This is a genomic window from Mesorhizobium sanjuanii (genome assembly GCF_002529485.1).
Lineage (GTDB): Bacteria > Pseudomonadota > Alphaproteobacteria > Rhizobiales > Rhizobiaceae > Mesorhizobium > Mesorhizobium sanjuanii.
Window position 1 is genome coordinate 26,831 of sequence record NZ_NWQG01000120.1, and the last position, 19,782, is coordinate 46,612.

20 protein-coding genes, 1 tRNA gene and 1 pseudogene are annotated in these 19,782 nt (G+C 63.0%); 4 read left to right on the forward strand and 18 right to left on the reverse strand.

The window, feature by feature from the left end; genetic code table 11:
• Positions 1-160: 160 nt before the first annotated feature.
• Positions 161-2,176, forward strand: coding sequence for a transcriptional regulator (locus tag CN311_RS18960; RefSeq protein WP_165779761.1), 2,016 nt, complete (start codon positions 161-163; stop codon positions 2,174-2,176).
• 406 nt (positions 2,177-2,582) lie between these two features.
• Here the strand turns inward: CN311_RS18960 and CN311_RS18965 are convergent, their stop codons facing one another.
• Both CN311_RS18965 and CN311_RS18970 read right to left on the reverse strand, forming a co-directional pair.
• Positions 2,583-3,041: a hypothetical protein gene (locus CN311_RS18965; RefSeq protein WP_208866533.1), complete on the reverse strand. Its 459-nt coding sequence runs from the start codon at positions 3,039-3,041 to the stop codon at positions 2,583-2,585.
• A 98-nt stretch (positions 3,042-3,139) separates the two neighbouring features.
• A complete protein-coding gene (locus tag CN311_RS18970) occupies positions 3,140-3,352 on the reverse strand; it encodes a hypothetical protein (RefSeq protein WP_245440875.1) in 213 nt (70 codons plus the stop codon).
• 336 nt (positions 3,353-3,688) lie between these two features.
• Between CN311_RS18970 and CN311_RS18975 the strand changes: the two genes are divergently transcribed.
• The gene (locus tag CN311_RS18975) at positions 3,689-4,180 is read left to right on the forward strand and encodes a hypothetical protein (RefSeq protein ID WP_097575267.1); all 492 of its coding nucleotides are present in this window, start codon (positions 3,689-3,691) and stop codon (positions 4,178-4,180) included.
• 40 nt (positions 4,181-4,220) lie between these two features.
• Here CN311_RS18975 and CN311_RS18980 read toward each other — a convergent pair whose 3' ends face one another.
• The 4 genes from CN311_RS18980 to CN311_RS18995 form a co-directional block, all read right to left on the reverse strand.
• Positions 4,221-4,892, reverse strand: a complete 672-nt coding sequence (locus CN311_RS18980; RefSeq protein WP_097575268.1) for a response regulator — start codon at positions 4,890-4,892, stop codon at positions 4,221-4,223.
• On the reverse strand, positions 4,889-6,184 hold the full coding sequence (locus CN311_RS18985) for a sensor histidine kinase (RefSeq protein ID WP_245440878.1): 1,296 nt from the start codon (positions 6,182-6,184) through the stop codon (positions 4,889-4,891). Before CN311_RS18985 ends, CN311_RS18980 begins: the two co-directional genes overlap by 4 nt.
• Positions 6,185-6,376: 192 nt before the next feature.
• Positions 6,377-6,649 (reverse strand): hypothetical protein, encoded by a 273-nt coding sequence (locus CN311_RS18990; RefSeq protein ID WP_133117218.1) that lies wholly within the window; start codon positions 6,647-6,649, stop codon positions 6,377-6,379.
• A 74-nt stretch (positions 6,650-6,723) separates the two neighbouring features.
• Positions 6,724-7,023, reverse strand: coding sequence for a DUF1236 domain-containing protein (locus CN311_RS18995; protein WP_097575270.1), 300 nt, complete (start codon positions 7,021-7,023; stop codon positions 6,724-6,726).
• A gap of 1,057 nt (positions 7,024-8,080) precedes the next feature.
• Here CN311_RS18995 and CN311_RS19000 point away from each other — a divergent pair.
• Positions 8,081-8,332: a DUF6074 family protein gene (locus tag CN311_RS19000; RefSeq protein ID WP_097575271.1), complete on the forward strand. Its 252-nt coding sequence runs from the start codon at positions 8,081-8,083 to the stop codon at positions 8,330-8,332.
• Between the two features lie 77 nt (positions 8,333-8,409).
• On the opposite strand, the gene CN311_RS19005 is transcribed toward CN311_RS19000, so the two are convergent.
• The 10 genes from CN311_RS19005 to CN311_RS19050 form a co-directional block, all read right to left on the reverse strand.
• Positions 8,410-8,703 carry a hypothetical protein gene (locus CN311_RS19005; protein ID WP_245440876.1) on the reverse strand — a complete coding sequence of 98 codons (294 nt, stop codon included), beginning with the start codon at positions 8,701-8,703 and terminating at the stop codon, positions 8,410-8,412.
• A gap of 629 nt (positions 8,704-9,332) precedes the next feature.
• Positions 9,333-9,417, reverse strand: a tRNA-Leu gene (locus tag CN311_RS19010).
• Positions 9,418-9,546: 129 nt separating this feature from the next.
• A complete protein-coding gene (locus tag CN311_RS19015) occupies positions 9,547-10,167 on the reverse strand; it encodes a 2,3-bisphosphoglycerate-dependent phosphoglycerate mutase (RefSeq protein WP_097575286.1) in 621 nt (206 codons plus the stop codon).
• 90 nt (positions 10,168-10,257) lie between these two features.
• Entirely contained in the window at positions 10,258-11,094 is an 837-nt protein-coding gene (gene dapB, locus CN311_RS19020; protein ID WP_097575272.1) for a 4-hydroxy-tetrahydrodipicolinate reductase, read from the reverse strand.
• Positions 11,091-12,977 carry an ABC transporter ATP-binding protein gene (locus CN311_RS19025; RefSeq protein ID WP_097575287.1) on the reverse strand — a complete coding sequence of 629 codons (1,887 nt, stop codon included), beginning with the start codon at positions 12,975-12,977 and terminating at the stop codon, positions 11,091-11,093. The genes dapB and CN311_RS19025 overlap by 4 nt, the downstream gene beginning before the upstream one ends.
• A 168-nt stretch (positions 12,978-13,145) precedes the next feature.
• Positions 13,146-14,165: a glucokinase gene (locus CN311_RS19030; protein WP_097575273.1), complete on the reverse strand. Its 1,020-nt coding sequence runs from the start codon at positions 14,163-14,165 to the stop codon at positions 13,146-13,148.
• An 85-nt stretch (positions 14,166-14,250) separates the two neighbouring features.
• A complete protein-coding gene (mepA, locus tag CN311_RS19035) occupies positions 14,251-15,330 on the reverse strand; it encodes a penicillin-insensitive murein endopeptidase (RefSeq protein ID WP_245440877.1) in 1,080 nt (359 codons plus the stop codon).
• Positions 15,331-15,384: 54 nt separating this feature from the next.
• Positions 15,385-16,281, reverse strand: a complete 897-nt coding sequence (locus CN311_RS19040) for an SDR family oxidoreductase (RefSeq protein ID WP_097575275.1) — start codon at positions 16,279-16,281, stop codon at positions 15,385-15,387.
• Positions 16,278-17,432: a tRNA epoxyqueuosine(34) reductase QueG gene (gene queG / locus CN311_RS19045; protein ID WP_097575276.1), complete on the reverse strand. Its 1,155-nt coding sequence runs from the start codon at positions 17,430-17,432 to the stop codon at positions 16,278-16,280. The genes CN311_RS19040 and queG overlap by 4 nt, the downstream gene beginning before the upstream one ends.
• Entirely contained in the window at positions 17,413-18,105 is a 693-nt protein-coding gene (locus tag CN311_RS19050) for a glutathione S-transferase family protein (protein ID WP_097575277.1), read from the reverse strand. The genes queG and CN311_RS19050 overlap by 20 nt, the downstream gene beginning before the upstream one ends.
• A 174-nt stretch (positions 18,106-18,279) precedes the next feature.
• Between CN311_RS19050 and CN311_RS19055 the strand changes: the two genes are divergently transcribed.
• On the forward strand, positions 18,280-19,086 hold the full coding sequence (locus CN311_RS19055) for an undecaprenyl-diphosphate phosphatase (RefSeq protein WP_097575278.1): 807 nt from the start codon (positions 18,280-18,282) through the stop codon (positions 19,084-19,086).
• 33 nt (positions 19,087-19,119) lie between these two features.
• Here CN311_RS19055 and CN311_RS19060 read toward each other — a convergent pair whose 3' ends face one another.
• Together CN311_RS19060 and CN311_RS19065 are read right to left on the reverse strand one after the other, a co-directional pair.
• Complete coding sequence (locus CN311_RS19060) at positions 19,120-19,497, reverse strand: YraN family protein (protein ID WP_097575279.1); 378 nt, start codon at positions 19,495-19,497, stop codon at positions 19,120-19,122.
• Positions 19,490-19,782: pseudogene (locus CN311_RS19065) on the reverse strand (16S rRNA (cytidine(1402)-2'-O)-methyltransferase); the annotation flags it as partial. The pseudogene CN311_RS19065 and the gene CN311_RS19060, both read right to left, overlap by 8 nt.

Below are 19,782 nucleotides of genomic sequence, written 5' to 3' on the forward strand. Positions count from 1 at the left end.
GGGCGGCGAGGTTTCGAGACCTTGCCGCGCTAAGGTGACTTCACGGCATATGCCGCAACGGGCGCGTCCGGCGTGGAAATTCGCCGTCGGTGCGCCTTGTCGGGTTTGGTGATAGAACAGTGGCCGATTGGCCAGCGTGGGAGCAGGCGTGGAAACGCACGTGGAATCCACTCGATCGAGCCTGAACGGCGGCACGGCAGGGCTTTGCGTGCGCCTGTTCGGTCCGCTGACCGTCGTGCGCGACGGCGCCACGGTGCAACTGCCGGCGTCGCGTAAGCTGCGCGCTCTCTTCGCCTATCTGGCGCTGGCCCCGCATCCCGTGAGCCGCAGCCGCCTGTGCGAACTTCTGTGGGATGTGCCGAACGACCCGAGGGGCGAGCTCCGCTGGTGCCTGAGCAAACTCAGAAGCGGTCTCGACGACCCCGCCAGGGTCGAGACCTCGGGCGATACGGTCGCGCTTGATCTCAGCGGCAGTTTCGTCGACGCGATCGATATTGCCTCGGCCGCCGCCAGGGGCATCGAGACGCTCGACCTGGAGCGGCTGCAGGCCTTGTCCGAACAGTTCGCCGGCGATTTCCTCGAAGGCCTGGAGATCGACCGCAGCCCGCATTTCATGAGCTGGCTGACCGCGCAGCGCCGCCGCTTCTCCTCATGCCATGCCGCCATTCTGGAGCATCTCGTCAACAATCTCCCGGCGGGCTCGGGAAGCGTGTCCGCCCATATCGAGAAATGGCTTGCGCTGGCGCCTTTCGACGGGCGCGCGCATGTCGCATTGCTGGAAAATCTGGCCAGGCGCGGCCAGATCGGCGCCTGCGAGGATCATCTTGCCGCCGCCGCACTGCTCTTCCAGTCCGAGGATCTGGATTTCGCTCCGGTCCGCGACGCCTGGCGGGCGATCAAGGAACGGCCATCGGTAGCCACGCCCTGCGCGCGCTCGATGGTCACCTTGACGCCCCCGGTCGCGCTCGCCGAACCCGACGCCGTTCCGTTGCGCCGGGCTTCACTGGCGGTGATGCCATTTGTCGAGGAAGCCGGCATCGGCCTTCCCCGTGGTGGATTGGCCGACGGCCTCACCCACGACATCATCACCCGCCTGGCCAAGCTCAGGGATTTCTTCGTCATCGCACGCGGCTCGGTCTTTGCGCTGGCGGAAAAGGACATCGCCCCGGAGGATGCCGGACGGCGGCTGAATGTCGACTATGTCGCCACCGGCGCGGTGCGCAGCCTGCCAGGCCGCGTCGTCGTCAGCGCCGAACTGGTCGAGGTGCGCACCGCCAGGATCGTCTGGACCGAAACGTTCGAGCGTCGGCCCGACGACATCTTTGCCGTGCTGGACGAGATCGGCAATGCCATCGTCTCGTCGATCTCGACCGAGATCGGGACAGTCGAGCGCAACCGCGCCATGCTGAAGGCGCCGAACTCGCTCAATGCGTGGGAGGCCTATCATCGCGGCCTCTGGCATATGTATCGCTTCACCCGCACGGAGAACGAGCAGGCCAGGCATTTCTTCGACATGGCCTTGAAGCTCGATCCGACCTTCGCCCGCGCCTATGCAGGCCTCTCCTTCACCCATTGGCAGAATGCTTTCCAGCGCTGGGGCGATCGCGAGCAGGAAACCGCGCTTGCCTTCGAGAGTGCCGGGCAAAGCCTTCTGGTCGACGATCAAAATCCGGCCGCGCACTGGGCCATGGGCCGGGCACTATGGCTGCGCGGCGAGCAGGATGGCTCGCTCGTGGAGCTCGAACGGGCCGTCGACTTGAGCCCCAACTTCGCGCTCGGCCACTACGCGCTCTCCTTCGTGCATTCGCAATCGGGCGACCCGAAATCCGCGATCGGCTCGTCCGATCATTCCAGGCATCTCAGCCCGTTCGATCCGCTGCTGTTCGGCATGCTCGGCTCCCGCGCCATGGCGCTTGCCCGGCTCGGCCAGTTCGATGAGGCGGCCGAGTGGGCGCTGAAGGCCGCCGCCCGCCCCAACGCCCATGCCATCATCCTGGCCATCGCCGCGCACTGCCTGGCGCTGGCGGGGCGGCAGGACGAGGCCCGAAATTTCGCCGCCACGCTGCGCAAGACGCACCCAAGCTACTGCGCCGACGATTTCATCGGCACCTTCCGCTTCGAACCCGACGCCGAGGCGCTGTTCCGGCAGGGGGCGAGAAGGATCGGGCTGGGCTGAGGCTGCGGCGGGGTGCTTGACCCGTGTCCCGGTCGGTAAGTCACTCAGCGATCCCAAGCCACTCTTGCGCGGAGGCGTCCCTTCCTCAGTGGAGCGCTCTAAAAATACTTGGTCCGCAGATACCGATTTCACCGCATCGCGGGCGTAACGACCGGCATCATGAGGCGATCTTGATCGCCAGAAGGAACTTCACGCCGACGCGCTCGCCCGAGAGACCGGGGTCACCATGAACGAGGCGCTGGCGCCAATCGAGCTGGTGGGACCTCATCGACGAGCAATGCTGCGAGTGGCGAAAATCATGCAGGCCCGCAAGCGCGGCGGCACACCATGACAAATCTGGCGGGCCTTTGGCGTCGCCGCATATTCCTGTCATCGCCCGTGGCCGCCGCAGCGGCGCTGCCCGATTTTACGAAAATGCCGACTGTCGCGCATATTCCGCACGGGTGTTCGCGGCGCCAAGGCAGACGCCGCACTCCGTCGCGATTTGTTCCTCGACTTCTGCAACAACCAGGACGATGCCTTGAGGGGAGCTCTTTTCGACGAGTTCCTCTGGTACATCGGCGAACGTACCGAGAATCCCACCCGCAAAGCCGCCGCAGACCACGCCACCGACGACCGCCATTGCCAGCCACCCTCCTTCGAACGGGATCGCGCCATACACCGCCAGCGACATGGCTGCAAGCAGACCAATCGAGGCGCCAAAGGCCGCGCCTACGACGGAGATGGCTGAAACGATTGCTGCTTCATCATCCGGAGGCCAGAACACGGTGATGTTTTCTCGAGGCACCCCTGCTGACAGCAGGGCTCTGACGGCGCTGGCGGCGTCGAAACGAGAATCATAGACCCTGCTCACTGTTTGCGTCACTGGTCATCCACCCCTCTGGTTCCTCCATGATGCAAGCAATCTGCCCGCAGTGATCGTTTCAGGCCCTGCCGAAGGCTGCATCCGCAATTCATACAGACTCACCTTGCCGGGCTGCTGCCTTGGGTAACGACGGCTCGGGCAGGGATGGTCGAGAGCGAGCGCTCGTCGGTCCCTTGATCCAGGTAGAGCGCACCACCTAGAATGAGGAACACAACGCCGATCGCCATGAGGCCGACCACGAGCACGGCAAGCGCGGTGCCCAGGCCATTGCCAGTGTTGACATAGGGGGACTGCCACATTTTCTCGTCCATAAGGTCCTCGCTTAAACAGAGCCCGTAACGCCAGTCTCAGGGGGGCGTTCCCGCGCCGGGCCTTTAGACCGACAGTCTCGGACCTCTGGGCATATCGGGTTACGACCAAGGTCTGATTATTCCCGGTTGGAAATGACGGAAGGATCTCCGGCGAGGAACAAAGCCGGAATAAATGACGTTCAAGTTGATTTGAAATTTTGAAGGATTTCCTATACAGGCGTCCAGATGGTGAATAGGGCCAAGTGACAAAGGTCCAGTGCTGGATTAGCCAATTACTATGTGGCATGGAACCGGCGGCCCGATTGTGCTTCCGTCCTCATCACAGGGAGAAGCAAAATGCCCGTTCCCTCATTGCGTTGGCTTTGCCGGCTCATCGCTCCTGCTTCGCTGGGAGCGATGCTGACATTCGTGCCCTGCATTGTTGAACTCGACCACTCAATGTTTCCCGAGCTTGGGCCCGCTGCTGCTTACGCAAAGAACGGCGCGGGCGGCAATGGCAAAGGCAATAACGGAAACGGCAATAGCGGAAACGGCAACAACGGGAACGGGAATACCGGCAATGGCAACTCTAACGGCAATGGCAGCGGCGACAGCGACGATGGCGGCGACGATGGAAGCAGCGCCGGCAAAAGCGGCGGGGAAACCAAGGTAAATCCGGCGACCGGCGACAAGGTGACGGTTCAGGGCAACGTTATCGAGGTTGTCCATCCAGACGGTATCAGCGAGAGAGTCGAGGCTGGGCGGTTCAGAATGAAGGACGCGCTCGGCCGAACCATTATCGATCGCGCCGTAAAAGCTTCCGACGTGAGGCGGTTAAAAGCCCTTTGATGTCTGCCGTTCGGGAGCCTGTCGGGACACCAACCGCAATTCACGGGGCAGGCTGGTGCATGATGTCAACCGGCCTGGTCTTGGACTCATGCATTAAAAGCGCGGCCTCTGTGCGATTGCGAACTTTGAGTTTTGCGAGAATACGCGTCATGTGATGTTTGATCGTCTTTTCCTGGAGCGCGAGCCTCTTTGCGGCTTCTTTGTTGCTCAATCCCTCCGCTACCAGGGAGAGTATTCCAAACTCACGGTCCGAGAGTTGCCCAATGAGATCGACCTTCCGGGTTTCGGGCTGGATCAGCTCATTCAACAATCGAGCCGAAAGCGTAGGCGGGATGTATTTTTCTCCGGCAGCGATGCTTTTCAATATCTCAGCCAGTGAACTCGAGCGGACCCCTTTCAGAACATAACCACGAACACCTGTCTTGAGCGCGAGTGCCAAATCGGCATTTGCCTCCGATACGGTAAGAATGACGATCTTCTGGTTCGGGGACTTTGCCAAAATGTTCGCGGCGGCCTGCAGTCCCCCGCCAGGCATGCTTATGTCGAGCAGCATAACGTCCGGCTGCTCGATCCGGGCGAGCCTTTCAGCATCCGCAGCGGTGGCTCCTTCACCGGCGATTTCGAAGCCACCGATTTCACGGAGGCTGCGTGCGACGCCTTCGCGAAAAAGCGGATGGTCATCAACAATAGTGATGCGAACGACAGCGCTCATTGTTGTTCCTCGATCGACAGGGTGACGGTCAACCGCGTACCCTTGCTGCTGGAAGAGGCTTCGAAACGGCCCCCGATGCTTTCTATTCGCTCCCTCAGGCCGGCAAGTCCGAGTCCTTCGCTTGATGCCGGATCGAAGCCGGGGCCGCCATCGGAGACTTCAATCTGGAGCTTGCCGCCCGTCATAGAAGCGTTGACCGCCTGGTCCTTGCCGTTTGCGTGGCGCCATGCGTTGTTCAGACCCTCCTGGGCGAGACGATAGATGCTGATCTTTTCGGATGTTCCCAGTTCAGGGAGCCTGGCAGGAAGGGTAAGCGATACCGAGGACGCTGTCCGGCGCTGGTGCTCGGTAACGGCAAGTCGCAGTATGTCCCCAACTGCCGCGGTTTCGATCTGTGGAAGCACGAGGCCGTTGCAGATGGCGCGTATCTCGCGCATTGCTTCGTCCAGCGTGTGATGAATGTCTGCGATTTCTGCTTTGCGATCTTTCGACGGCGCGGCAGGATCGACCAGGTGAAGGCTGTCCACGCGAAGCGCCGCCAGTGCGACAAGCTGAGCTGGGCCGTCGTGAAGATCGGCGCCAATGCGACGCAAGTAGCGCTCGTTGATCGCCGTGGCACGCCGCGAGGCGCGCTGCACGCGATGGCGCAATTTCGAGTTTTGCGACAGCAGCTCTTGAAGTTCAGCTATTTTTGCTTCAAGCGCCAGGCGCTGCCTGTGAATTGTGCGGCTGCCGCGAAGCACGATGCCCGACAACATTGCCAGCGCCGCCGCCGTCGCTCCTCCCACGACAAGCCAGCTCGACCACAAGGCCGCGTTCAGGGTTTTCTGGAAGTCGTCGGCGACTTCATAGAATTCCGAGACGGCTACCACATCGCCCGACCATGGCTCGCGCACCGGATTGTAAATCTCAAGCAGACGCGAAGTCGTTCCCTTCTGCTGCCGCTCGTTGTCATCCAGTCTGTCGAATTCGGCAAACACATCTCCCCCGAAAGCGCGTAACAGGTTCGCACTCGGCTCGAACACCTGGCCGATCAACCGTGGGTCTTTGGAGTACAGTATCTTGCCGCCACGATCCCAGAGGTTGAACGAGACCAGCTTTTTTCCAAGCGCACCCTGGTCCAACGTCTCGTCAAGCGCTCGTTTGACGCTGTCGCTAAGCGCCTCGTTCTTGCGCATGTCCGGCAGAAGCGGCGCAATCACGCTGTCGACGTAAAGGGCGGTGGTGCCGGCGGAATTGCGAATAACGGCTTCCCTGATCTGCGATGTGACCCACAAGCCTACCATCAGCATTGCAGCCAAGAGAGCGATGCCGCCGGCAATGAGGAACTGCAGGGCCAGCGAAAGCCTGCTCCACCGCTGATAGAAATTCTCAACGTACCGCACGGTTCAATTGATGTCCGAGCTTCACCGGGCCGTATCCTAGCGTCCCCAGCTTGGGGCGTCTCGACATTTAGAACAGTTGGTGCTGCCAGCAAGTGGGCTTCAGATTCTATCCAAAAGCGACATTCCGTATTTGGCCCAGATCCTTGCGCATTCATTTGCGCGCAGGCGGTCGTCCGCCGTCTCGCCGAAGGCCACGGTGGCCGATCGCACGACGTAGCGCTCGGGTGCGGCTAACGCCACAAACTGGATCGCCTCGCCCAGCCTGCGAGGCGCAAGGTTGGCCTTCTGCTTGCGGCGGACGTCGTATACGCCTGAAATCTGGGCACCCTCATTCCTCCGTTCAAACATAGCCTCCATCGAATCATAAGGCATCTCTATCTCCCGAAATTAATCCCACCGCCGATCGAGGAAGAGCGGCGGTGGAATTATTTCACCGCTTAATTATTTCAGTTCAAGATCTTCACAATCTTGCGCGTGCCGGGATCGACCAGGACAGTCCGGTCATCAACAACGACATAACGATATTGCACATCCGGCACTTCATGCAGCTCGACCGTGTCCGGAAGGGCGGACCCTATGTTCAGTTCGACGCCGGGTATCTTGACCGAGGCGAGCGGCTTTTTCTTTACGTATTCACGTACAACCGTCTCCTGCTCAGGCGCGATGATCACGTCCTGTGCTGCAACGGCTCCGACGCCGGCCAAAAGCAAAATTCCTGCAAGTGAAGTCGAAAGGGGGATTCTCATGGTTCTCTCCTTGATGCGAGCCAACCGCTGTTTGCATCACTCGTGGCTCGCTTTCTGAACGGTGGCGTTGATGCGGACACCTGGAGGCGAACGTGCCTTTCCTGACGATGTTCCCAACTTGGGCTTTTGGTCCTGGCGCGGTAGGACCTTTGCCGGGTTTGATTGGGCCTTAGGTCCGACATGGCACATACGGGCCGAAGGTCTTTGTGTCGGAAGGTGCGTTCTGCAGGTCCGTTCGAAGACAGTGAGCCCGCGCTTCTGGCGGAGAAGCGCGGGCCCGATCAGGTCCGTGGCCCGATCTTGGCAGGAAGTGTGGGGCACTACCGGCCATAACTCGAACTTTTAGAGACCGCTAATGTTCCTGAGGATATTCAGCCGGCGTACTTCATGTTGATCGCAAGGCGCGCGGCAATTGGGGGTTCGCACCACTGCGGCGGCGTGGCGGTGCGAACCCTATCGGCGCAGGAAGGGACGTAGCTGCGCAGATACCATTGAAATCGACCCTCAGTTAACGAGCATGCCAATCGCCAGGAACGTCATGGAGACGGCGACGATCGGCATCAGTAGCCAGCGGGCTTGGTAAACGCTCTTCTCCATGGCTGGGCTCCTCCCGTAACTTGCAATGAGCAACGAGGATGAGCAGTTGCAGTTCCGGGTGGCACCCATCCTCCCGCCCTTTGCGCGCGACACGCTGGGCTTAAGTCCCATGAAAGACAGGTTCGGGATGGACTGAAGGCTGACCCAAGGAACGTTCAAAGCCGTCTCAGGTTTGGGGTAGGGTTGGTGTCGTCCTCTTTGATCCAGGCGTACGCAAGATCGCCAAGATCATGGATTGACCTGAATAGCGTGGGGAGGAGGAGAAGCCCGCCGCTTGCAGGCGGCGGGCGGCTTTCGCGCAGCCAATACTCAATCAGAACATGAAGCAAGAAAGCCCACCGCTCACAGCGCCCTGTCCGGGCATCGCCATGCGCGGCCTTAACGATCCATTTCCGATTTTGGCGGTACGCCTTGTGTCAAAGACCAATTATCGATTCATGGCGCCAGGGTTATTCCGTCAATGTCAGTTGTCGCGTTCCCGATCAGTCGAGAGGTTTCCACTGTGCGGCTCATTGCCGACACCATTGGCCGGCTTCATGGCGAGGACGCAGCCACATTCTGGCGCGAAACAGCCAGCCACCTGCTCTCGGTTGCAATCGAGCGAGGCTCGGAAACCGAAGCCGCGCGTCATGAAGTCCGGCAGTTCTTTAACGCGGTTCAGCTCACGTTGCACAAATCGCTGCCAGGGTTCGCGGACCAGGAGAAATTCTGAGCACTGGAGCATGATGCCGAAAAAGTGTGAAGCGGTTTTCGGACGACATCACGCTCGACGACATCACGCTCTTTGATTTAGAGCCGGATTCGACTTGACCTGAAATCATCCGGCTCCGGCAAGGCACCTGGATTCGCGAGCGCGCCGGTGCTGGCGTGCTGGTGGCTGTCAGCAAAAGAGCCGCAATAAGCGTAGGTGAACGAGCGGCTCATCCCGAATTCAGTGACGCGCACACAAGCCGGCTCGCCGGACCATAGCGTCACTGAGCGGCCAGTCGCATTGGCGGCAGCTTTGAACGCCGAGGGCGCAACAATGCTTTGGGACGCCGTAATCGTACTGCCGTGTATTTCTTCGACAACGTATCTCGGCACTGTCAGTCTCCAACCAAGGCGGCGGATGCCGCAGTGCCGACAATCGGTGCGAGGGCCCGCCGGTCATTCGCGAAGCGACGAGCCCTCCACCCCAGGCCCCGAGCCCAGCGGTGCAATTGCCGTGCCAGCTTGTTGACCCATTTCGGGTCATTCCCCTGCGTAAGCAGTATTCAACCTTCTGCGTAAGCAGTGTTCAGCCGGCGTACTTCATTCAGATGTTTCGGCTCCGATTTCTCTCAGTGCATGGTCGCCGGCCGGCGCCCCCCGCCAAGTTCGCCGGTCAAGGCCCTGCGGCTGTAGCGTGTAGTCCACCAGTCGCAGGGCCAAGCGGAGGTCCGCCGCGCTGACCGCTGAAAGCAGTCGGCGACATTGCGTGCCTTGCCCTGTTTCCCCGCCAAATCACGCAATGGGCGGCACATTAGCGGCAGCGAAAACACCGGATCAATATCGGAGGTTGTGGATAAACCGATCAAAAAAGACCTGTGACAAATATGCCGTAAGGGAAGGTTGCAACCGGCGGCATCAAAGCCTGGTGCGGACGACCCTGGAATCAGGCAACAAAAAAGCCCGGGAAAACCGGGCTTTTTGCTGGGTGTCTGGATCATTTCGGACGGTCCGAAACGGGAATTTGGTGCCCAGAAGAGGACTCGAACCTCCACGCCTTGCGGCACACGGACCTGAACCGTGCGCGTCTACCAATTCCGCCATCTGGGCTGGTGCGGGCTCATGTAAGCGGGCAGACGATGGGTGTCAACGCGCTTTTTTCTGAGCATGATCCCGAAAAGTGGGAACCGGTTTTCGGAAAAGATCATGCTCAATCAAGAAAACATGCCTGCTGCCGGCTCACCCCTCCAGCACTTCTTTCGACGCCACCGTCGAATCGGCGTTGAGCGTGTAGACGATCGGCACGCCGGTGCCGAGTTCCAGCTTGACGATCTCCTCACCCGTTTTGCCGTCCAGCGCCATGATCAGCGCGCGCAGCGAGTTGCCATGCGCCGCCACCAGCACGGTCTCGCCGCGCAGCACATGCGGCTGCAGGTCGTGCAGATAATAGGGCCAGACGCGCGCGCCGGTGTCCTTCAGGCTTTCACCGCCGGGCGGCGGCACGTCGTAGGAGCGGCGCCAGACATGCACCTGCTCCTCGCCCCACTTCTTGCGCGCGTCGTCCTTGTTGAGGCCGGAGAGATCGCCATAGTCGCGTTCGTTCAGCGCCTGGTCGCGGATGGTCTCGAGCCCGCTCTGGCCGACCGCGTCGAGAATGTGCTGGCAAGTCTTCTGCGCCCGGATCAGCGCCGAGGTAAAGGCGATGTCGAATTTCAGGCCGCGCGCCTTCAGCTTGGCGCCCGCCTCCCTGGCCTCCTTGTGGCCCTGCTCGGTCAGGTCGACGTCGCGCCAGCCGGTGAACAGGTTCTTCAGGTTCCATTCGCTCTGGCCATGCCGCACGAGCACGAGGGTTCTCGACATTTCCGCTCCTTCAGGTTTGAGCAATTCCGGGGAAAGTGTGTAGCGGCTTTCCGTCCGGAATTGCATAACGACAAAATAGTTCTGGATTTCTCAGCCGAGCCCGAGCACGTCCCGCATCGAATACAGCCCGGGCTTCTTGCCACGCGCCCAAAGCGCCGCCTTGACCGCGCCGCGGGCGAAGATTGCCCGGTCCTCGGCATGATGGGCAAGCGTGATGCGCTCGCCGGTGCCGGCCAGTATGACCGAATGGTCGCCGACCACCGAGCCGCCGCGCAGCGTGGCAAAGCCGATCGAGCCGGCTTTTCGCACGCCGGTGTGACCGTCGCGTGACCGCACATCGTTGCCAGCGAGCGCAATGCCGCGCCCGGCGGCCGCGGCTTCGCCGAGCAGCAACGCCGTTCCTGACGGCGCGTCGACCTTGTGTCGGTGGTGCATTTCCAGGATCTCGATGTCGAAATCGTCGGCGTCGAGCGCACGCGCCGCCTGCTCGACCAGCACCGCCAGAAGATTGACGCCAAGGCTCATATTGCCCGATTTGACGATCGTCGCGTGGCGCGCCGACGCCGCAATCCTGGCATTGTCGTCATCCGAGCAGCCTGTCGTGCCGATGACATGGATGATACGCGCCTGCGCCGCGTAGCCGGCGAATTCGACTGTTGCCGCCGGCGTCGTGAAATCCAGCACGCCGTCGGCCTTGGCGAAGGCCGGCAGCGGATCGTCGCCGATCGCCACATTGATGATGCCGATGCCGGCAAGCTCGCCGGCATCCTTGCCGAGATAGGCCGAACCGGACCGTTCGACAGCGCCGGCGACGCGCGCGCCCGGTATCGTGTGGATGGCGCGGATCAGCGCCTGGCCCATGCGGCCGGCGGCACCCACCACCACCAGGCCCATATCGCTTGTGTCATTAGGAGACATGCCGCTCATAAGATTCTCCCGACCGCCTTCTTCGCGCGTCGCACCGGTGGTTGTGGCGCCGGAGTTTGGATGGACTTGGCATTCTGGATAGACTTGGCGTCGTCGACAAGCCCCAGCCCCTTGTTGCCCTGCACCCGGTGGAAGCGGGCATAGACGCTGTGCGGGTCGGCCATCAGCGCGGCATGCGTGCCCTGTTCGACCAGCCGGCCCTCTTCCAGCACGATGATCTGGTCGGCATTGACCACGGTCGACAGCCGGTGCGCGATCACGATGGTGGTGCGCCCTTCCATGACCTGGGTCAGTGCCTGCTGGACGCGCGCTTCCGCCTCGTTGTCGAGTGCCGAGGTCGCTTCGTCGAGCAGCAGGATCGGTGCATTGCGCACGATGGCGCGGGCGATCGATACGCGCTGGCGCTGGCCGCCCGACAGCGTCACGCCGTTTTCGCCGACCGGGGTGTCGTAGCCATCCGGCTGCTGGCGGATGAAATCGTCGGCCGCGGCCTGTTGCGCGGCGCGTTCGATCTCGGCGTCGGTGGCGCTCGGCCGGCCGTAGCGGATATTGTCGCGGATGGTGCCCTCGAACAGATAGGGCGCCTGCGAGACATAGGCGATAGAGCCGCGCAGCGACTGCTTGGTCACCCGCGAAATGTCCTCGCCGTCGATCTCGATGCTGCCCCTGTCGACATCATGGAAGCGCTGCAGCAGCGCCACCAGCGTCGACTTGCCGGCGCCGGAGGCCCCGACGATCGCCGTCGTCTTGCCGGCGGCGGCGACGAAGCTCAAATCCTGGAGCACCGGCGTCTCCGCGACATAGCCGAACGACACATTGTTGAAGCGCACCTCGCCCTTGGTGAATTTCGCCGCGACCGCTCCCGGCGCGTCGCCCTGCTGCGGCTCGAGGTCGAGCAACTCGTAGATCATGCGCGCATTGACCAGCGCCCGCTCCATGCCGACCTGCATGCGCGCCAGCCGCCGCGCCGGGTCGTAGGCGAGCAGCAGCGCCGTGATGAAGGAAAAGACCGCGCCCGGCGGCTGCCCGAGCACGGTCGCCCGGTAGCCGGAATAGGCGATGACGCCGGCAACGGTGAAACCGGCCAGTATCTCGGAGATCGGCGTCAGCCGTTCCGAAACGCGGGCGATCTTGTTTGACCGTTGCTCCGCATCGTCGGCGAGCTTGCCGATACGGCGCGACAGCTCGTCTTCCATGGTGAAGGCCTTGACGATGGCGATGCCTTGCGTGGCTTCCTGCATGGCGCCGATCAGCCGCGCGTTGATCTGCACCGATTCACGCGTGATGCGCCGCACCCGCCGCATCAGATAGGTGACGGTGTAGATCAGCGGCGGCCCGATCAGCAGCGAGCTCAGGGACAGGACCGGATCCTGGTAGATCATGACGCAGACAAGCCCGATCAGCGTCACGCCGTCGCGCGCGATCGACGTCAGCGTCATCGACAGAAGGTCGCGGATGCCGTTGACATTCTCGTTGATCTGCGCGGCCAGACGGCCCGAGCGCGTGTCGTTGAAGAAACCGACGCCAAGCTTCATCAGATGGTCGAAGATGCGCTTCTGGTAGCGCGCCACCAGATTGTTGCCGATCTTGGCGAGCGTCACCGCCTGGCCGTAGCCGGCCAGGCCGCGCAGGATGAAGGCGCCCAGGATCGCAGCACAGATCCAGGCGATCAGGTCGCCACGCCGTTCGTAGAAGATCTGGTTGACCACGGGACTCATGATCAAGGCGGTCACCGCTGTCGTTCCCGACACGGTCAACAGGCAGAGTATGGTGAAGACATACGACCACCGGTAGTCGCGGCCGTTCTCGGTAAGGATACGGCGCACCACCGCCACGATCTCGCCGGGCTGGGCCTTCGCATGGTGTTTGGGCGATTGGTTCAAGTCGTTCCGTGATCCGTTCGGCTTGGCGGCCGGGCTGATATCAGGCACTTCTCTTAGCGCCCCGGCGGCGGCTTGCCTATGCCTTGGGATGACTAACTTCGTCGCGCGTCAGAGCATGATCCCAAAAGCGGGAACCGGTTATTGGAAAAGATCATGCTTAACAAAAGACTATACCCGCCAGCGCCGCCCCGCCGTCTGGACGCCGAACAGCGAGGGGTTCCTGGCATAGGCGGCAAGGCCGGAAAGTGCTGCCAGCGGATGGGTGATGACATAGACCGGCATGGTGCGCATCAGCTCGCTGTGCGGCGCCTTGTCCTCGAAGGCGGCGCGGAAATTGCCGGCTTTCAGCGCCGGCAGGATCTTCTGCGCGATGCCGCCTGTAAGAAAGACGCCACCGCGGCTCATGAACACCATCGCCAGGTCGCCGGCGGTGCGCCCGAGGCAGGTGACGAACATCTCGAGCGCTTCTTCCGACACCGGATCCGACTTCGCCAGTGCAGCGGCGGTGACCTCGGCCGGCTTGGTGAAAGGCGCCGGCTTGCCGTCGGCCTTGGCCACCGCCCGGTAGGCGTTGACGAGACCGCGTCCGGACAGGATCTGTTCGCCGGAGATGCGGCCATCCAGCTTCTCGATATGCGGAAACACCTCGAAATCGCGCGGCGTACGCGGGCCGATGTCCATGTGTCCGCCCTCGCCGGGCACCGGTATCCAATGGTTCAGCGCATAGACCAGGCCGGCAACACCAAGCCCGGTTCCGGGACCGAGCACCACCCGTCCGGCATTGGGCTCCGGCGCATCGCCGCCGATCTTCTCCATATGCTCTTCGCCAAGCGCCACGACGGCCAGCGCCTGCGCCTCGAAATCATTGAGCACCACGACGTCGCCGATGCCGAGATTGGCAAACATCTGCCTCGGCTTGACGATCCACGGGCAGTTGGTGAGCGGGATCTCGTCGCTGTCGACCGGGCCCGCCACTGCCAGCACGGCGGAGTTGGGCCGCACCGACGAGCGGTCGAGCACCGCCGCCTGGATCGCCTCGTCGATCGTGCTGAAACTGGCGGTCTGGACGATGGTCGGTTCGCCCGCCTCGGAATTCGCGTCGAGCACGATCGAGAAGCGCGCATTGGTGCCGCCGATGTCGCCGATCAGGATCGGAAACCGCAACACGGTGTCGTCGTCGCCTGCCATGCTCTTGTCTGTCCCCGTTCCGGCAGTCTGCCGCTGTTCTTCGTTGACTAGCGCATGACCTCGGAAAGGGAAAGCCGCTTCAGAGTCAGTTGCCCGGCCGCGCCCGCGGCAGCGGGATGCCGATCTCGGGCGTTGCCGCGAAAGCATTCGCCGAAGCCGGGAGTGCGCCAGCTCCACTTGTAATTGCTGGTTCCGGAGCCGCCGCGACTGCGGGTTCAGGAGCAGCGGCCGCGATCGACCTGCCGTCGCCATAATAGGTTGCAGCTTCGGCCGAGGACGGAGCAGGCGCGTCGAGCACGGCCCGGCATTCCCGGGGCAGGCTTGCCATGGTCATCAGTTCGCGCGCCTTCGGCTTGTCGGGGTTCTTGGCAGGACGCCACGGTTCGTCGGTGAACCACCAGGCCAGCGACTGGTCGCAGCCGTCGCCCCGCACTGTCGCCTCCTGCCGTTTGCAGCCTGGCGAGCCGGGCTGGCAGCCGATGCGGATGTGGAAATGATAGTCGTGCCCCCAAAATGGCCTGATCTTGCGCAGCCAGGCGCGGTCGCCCTTCACCGTATCGCAGAGCTTCTTCTTGATGCCGGGATTGACCAGGATGCGCTCGACCTCCGGATAGCTAGCCGCCCGCTTCAGGAGCCGCGCATGCTGCGGCGTCCACAGCGCCTCCTTTACCAGATGGGTCTTTTCGTCGACCAGCAAGGTGGCGCTCATCTTCTCGCGCTGGTTGGTCGAAAGCCTGTTGTCGGGCATCGGCGTCAGCCAGATGTCGGCGTCGAGGCCGATCTGGTGCGAGGCATGGCCGGTCAGCATCGGGCCGCCGCGCGGCTGCGAAATGTCGCCGACCAAAAGGCCTGGCCAGCCATCGGCGGCGGCGTCGCGCGACAATTTCTCGATCAGCCCGATCATCACCGGATGGCCCCAGCGTCGGTTGCGCGAAGGCCGCATCACCTCCCAATGCGGGCCGTCCATGGGGATGGCGACGCCGCCGGCAAAGCAGCCCTTGGAGTAGAAGCCGAAGGATTGGGGTGCCGCCACGGCCGGCAGCTGCTTGGCGCCGAACAGGTCTTTCGCCAATTCCTCTGCTGCTGCGGACTGCGCTGCAAGTCCCGTCAGGACGGCGAACGCTGCCGCCATGAGCGGCGTCCATGCGCGTTGCAACATCTTCATGAGCTCCTCCGCGAATTCAAGTCGAATCATAGCACGCCGCGCGCCACGCTTCGATCACCTCATCGGGCTACGCGCTTCGCCGTCGCGCCAGTCGCCATCGGCCCACATCCGGTCGAAGGCGGCACGATAATCGGGAAAGCGGAAGCGATAGCCGGCCGCCTTGACCGCTATATTGGCGACGCGCTTGTTCTCGCCATAGAAAGACCGCGCCATGGGCGAAAGTTGGGCGGTCTCGAACGGAATTTCGGGCGGCGGTTCGATGCCCATCAGGGAGGCCGCATAGGCGACGACGTCCTGCGGCGGCGCCGGCAGATCGTCGGTGACGTTGAAGATGCCGCCAATATTGCTTCCGGCGAGGTGCCGGAGCGCGCCGGCAATGTCGTCGCAATGGATGCGGTTGAACACCTGGCCCGGCTTGACCAGCCGCCGTGCCGTGCCGTTTTCCAGATTGACCAGCGCATTGCGGCCCGGCCCGTAAATGCCGGAAAGCCGCAGGATAGCGAGCGGCCGGCCGATCTCCCGGCCCAGTTGCAGCCAGTCCCGTTCGGCGGCGACACGCATGATCGAGCGCTTCGACACCGGCCGGCATTCGGCTGTTTCGTCAACCCAGGCGCCGCCGTAATCGCCATAGACGCCGACGGTCGAGAGATAGGCGATCCATTCGAGCGCCGGCATATCCGCAATCGTCCGGCGCATGGCATTGAGCACCGGGTCGCCGGCCTCGTCCGGCGCCACCGAGACGATGAGATGGGTCGTCTCCTTCAACGCACCGCCGATTTCCGGCGTCGGCGCGCCGTCGAACAGCAGTGGCTCGATGCCGGCCTGCCGCAGTGCCGCGAATTTTTCCGCCGAACGGGTCGTGCCGAAGATCGTGCCGGCATCCTTGCTGGCGCGGGCAAATGCCTTGCCTGAATAACCAGCGCCGAAAATGAAGAATTGCTTGCCGCTCATGCATGTGCCTCGATTGCCAGCGCCAGTCGCCATTCGTTCCGCACCGTTTCGTCGGCTTCCGTCTTCAAGCCGGCGGCCGCGCATTTTGCCAATTCACGATCCGGCACAAGCCGTGACAGCGCCCATACCGCAGCACCGCGCACCAGCGGCGAGGGGGCGTCAAGCAAGGCGCGCACGGCGTTGCCGAGCGAGGAATCGCCGGAATTGCCTGCCGCGATCAGCACATTGCGGACAAAGCGGTCGCGGCCGATGCGCTTGATCGGCGAGCCGCTGAAGAAGGCGCGGAAGGCGGCATCGTCAAGGCTGAGCAGCTCGGCGAGCGGCGGCTCGCGCAAATCCGCGCGGGCGACGAGCTTCGCTTCCGAGGCGGCGCGGGCGAACTTGTTCCACGGGCAGGCGGCCAGGCAGTCGTCGCAGCCATAGATGCGGTTGCCGATCCTTTCGCGGAATTCATGCGGAATCGGTCCCTTGTTCTCGATGGTGAGATAGGAGATGCAGCGCCGCGCATCGAGCCGGTAGGGCGCCGGAAAGGCGTCGGTCGGACAGGCGTCGAGACAGGCGCGGCAGGAGCCGCAATGGTCTTCCTCCGCTGTATCCGGGGCAAGCGCCGCCGTGGTGAAGATGGTGCCGAGGAACAGCCAGGAACCGTGTTCGCGGCTGACCAGATTGGTATGCTTGCCTTGCCAGCCGAGGCCAGCGGCTTCGGCCAGCGGCTTTTCCATCACCGGGGCCGTATCGACGAACACTTTGACGTCACCGCCGGCACGCGCCACGATCTTGCCGGCGATCTCCTTCAGCCGGCCCTTCATCACCTCGTGATAGTCGCGGTTTTGCGCATAGACCGAGATCGCGCCGCGGCCGCGCTTGTTGAGCACCGCGCGCGGATCGCCGTCGGGGCCGTAATTCATCGCCAGCACGACGATCGAGCGGACCTCTGGCCACAGCGCCGCCGGCTCGCCCCGGCGCTTGAGCGTCTCGGCGATCCAGCCCATCGAGCCGTGAAAACCGTCGGCGACGAATGCGGCCAACCGGGCCGGAGCGAGCGGGATGGCATCGGGCGTGGTCACGGCAATGGCGTCGAAACCGGCGCGCTTCGCCTCGCGATCGATTAGCGCGCGCAGGGGTTCATTCTTAGAAATCGAGGTCCGCATAATGCGACACCGGCGACAGGCCGCGCACCCTGTCGGACAGAAGCGGCCGGAACGATGGCCGCGATTTCACCCGCGTGTACCATTCGCGCGCGGCGCTGTGTTCGCGCCAGTCGATCTCGCCGAGATAGTCGAGCACCGAAAGGGCCGCCGCTGCCGCGAGGTCGGCATAGGTCACCTTGTTACCGGCCAGCCAGGGGCGGGTGCCGGCCAGCCAGTTGGTGTATTTCATGTGCTGGCGGATATTGGCGCGCGCGGCGCGGATCGCTCCCGAATCGGGCGAGCCGCCGCCCGCCGTCTCAGGCATGACCGGCTTCAGCACGCGTTCGCGCACCAGATGCCTCGTCACCTCGCTCTCGGCCTTGCTGAGGTACCAGTCGGTCAGCCGGCGGATTTCGGCGCGCTCCATCGGGTCCTCGGCGAACAGCCGCTTGTCGCGCTTCAAGACGCCGCGCGTCTCGTCGAGATATTCGGCGATGACCATGGCGCCGACGATCGGCACGTCGCCTTCGGCCAGCAGGATCGGCAAGGTTCCGGCCGGATTCAGCGCCAAAAACTCCTTGCGCCGCGTCCACGGCTTTTCCTCGATCAGCGCCAGCTCCTCGCCATACTCGCCGAAAGCGAGGCGCACGAACCGGCAGGCGGCGAACATCGGGTGGTGAAAAAGCGTCAGCATGGTCCCGCGATAATAGAGCGCACTGGCAAATCGCCGGCTGCGCCGGTAAGTCTTGACCGCCCGATTCAGCGGGCTGTCAGGGTGCTGCGACCTATAGGGGGAGTTCCGCGCCGTGACAAGCAAGCCCTTTCGCAAGCCGTTCCTTCAAGCTCTCTCACCAACGCCGAGGTTGCCATGGAAAGCCAGACCATCGTCGAAGCGCTGCTGCTCGGCCTGCTGGAGGGGCTGACCGAGTTCATACCTGTCTCCTCCACCGGCCATATCCTGCTTGCCGGCCATTTTCTTGGCTTTCACTCGACCGGCAAGGCCTTCGAGATCCTGATCCAGCTCGGCGCCATACTGGCGATCCTCAGCGTCTATTTCCGCCGCCTGTGGAAGATGCTGCTCGATTTGCCACATGACCGGCTGACGCGCCATTTCGTCCTTGGCATCCTCATCGCCTTCCTGCCGGCGGCCATCATCGGCGCGCTGGCGCATGATTTCATCAAGACCGTGCTGTTCGAATCGCCGCGGCTGATCTGCGTCATGCTGATCATCGGCGGCGTGGTCCTGCTCCTGGTGGACCGCATGAAGCTGAAGCCGGTCTATCGCGACGTCGAACGGTTTCCGACCAGGCTTTATCTGCAGATCGGGCTGTTCCAGTGCCTGTCGATGATCCCCGGCACGTCGCGCTCCGGCTCGACGATCGTCGGCGCGCTGCTTCTGGGCGTCGACAAGCGGGCGGCGGCGGAATTCTCCTTCTTCCTCGCCATGCCGACCATGGTCGGCGCCTTCGCCTTCGACCTTTACAAGAACCGCAACGTGCTGAGCAGCGCCGACCTGCCGATCATCGCCGTCGGCTTCATCGCCGCCTTCGTCACCGCGCTGCTCGTCGTGCGCTTCCTGCTCGAATACGTCTCGCGCCACGGCTATTCGCTGTTCGGCTGGTGGCGGCTGGTCGTCGGCGGCGTCGGGCTGGTGGCCCTAATGATCTGGGGGTGAGCTTACCCTCCCCACAAGGGGAAGGTGGAGCGCTCAATTCCTTCCATAAAACGCGTTCTCGACATGCACCGGCCAGCGCCACGGCAGCACCGCCACCATGTCGAAGCGCATCGACAGCCTGCCATAGTCGGGCTGGCGCGACAGCCAGAGGTCGGCCGCACTTTCGATGCGGCGCTCCGAATCGTAGCGAAGAGCCTCCATTGCCTCCATCAGCGTGCGGCGCGCCTTGACCTCGACGAACAGCACAAGGTCGCCACGCCGCGCGATCAGGTCGATCTCGCCGAACCGCGTGCGGTGGCGGCGCGCCAGGATCCGGTAGCCTTTCAGCATCAGCGCCGCTGACGCCAGCCACTCGCCGCGATGGCCGCGCCGATAGGCTTGTCGGCGGCTGGCGAGCGGGCGTTCAGCCATCGCCGTCCTTCCCGGGGGCGTCCCCTTCCTTTTTGCTGTCCTTCAGTTCGAGCAGCCGGCGGTAAAGCGCCTGCTTCTGGCCGCCGGTCATCTTTGCCGCCTCGGCAGCTGCCTTGGAAGCCGGCATCTCGGCGGCGAGCGAAAGCAGCAGCCGGTCGATATCGGCCGGTTCGTCGGCCTTGGCCTCAGTGGGGCCGACGCAGATGACGATTTCACCCTTCGGCGTGTCGGCCGCCGCGTAGTGCTCGGCGAGCGACTGCAACGTCCCTGTCCGCATTTCCTCGA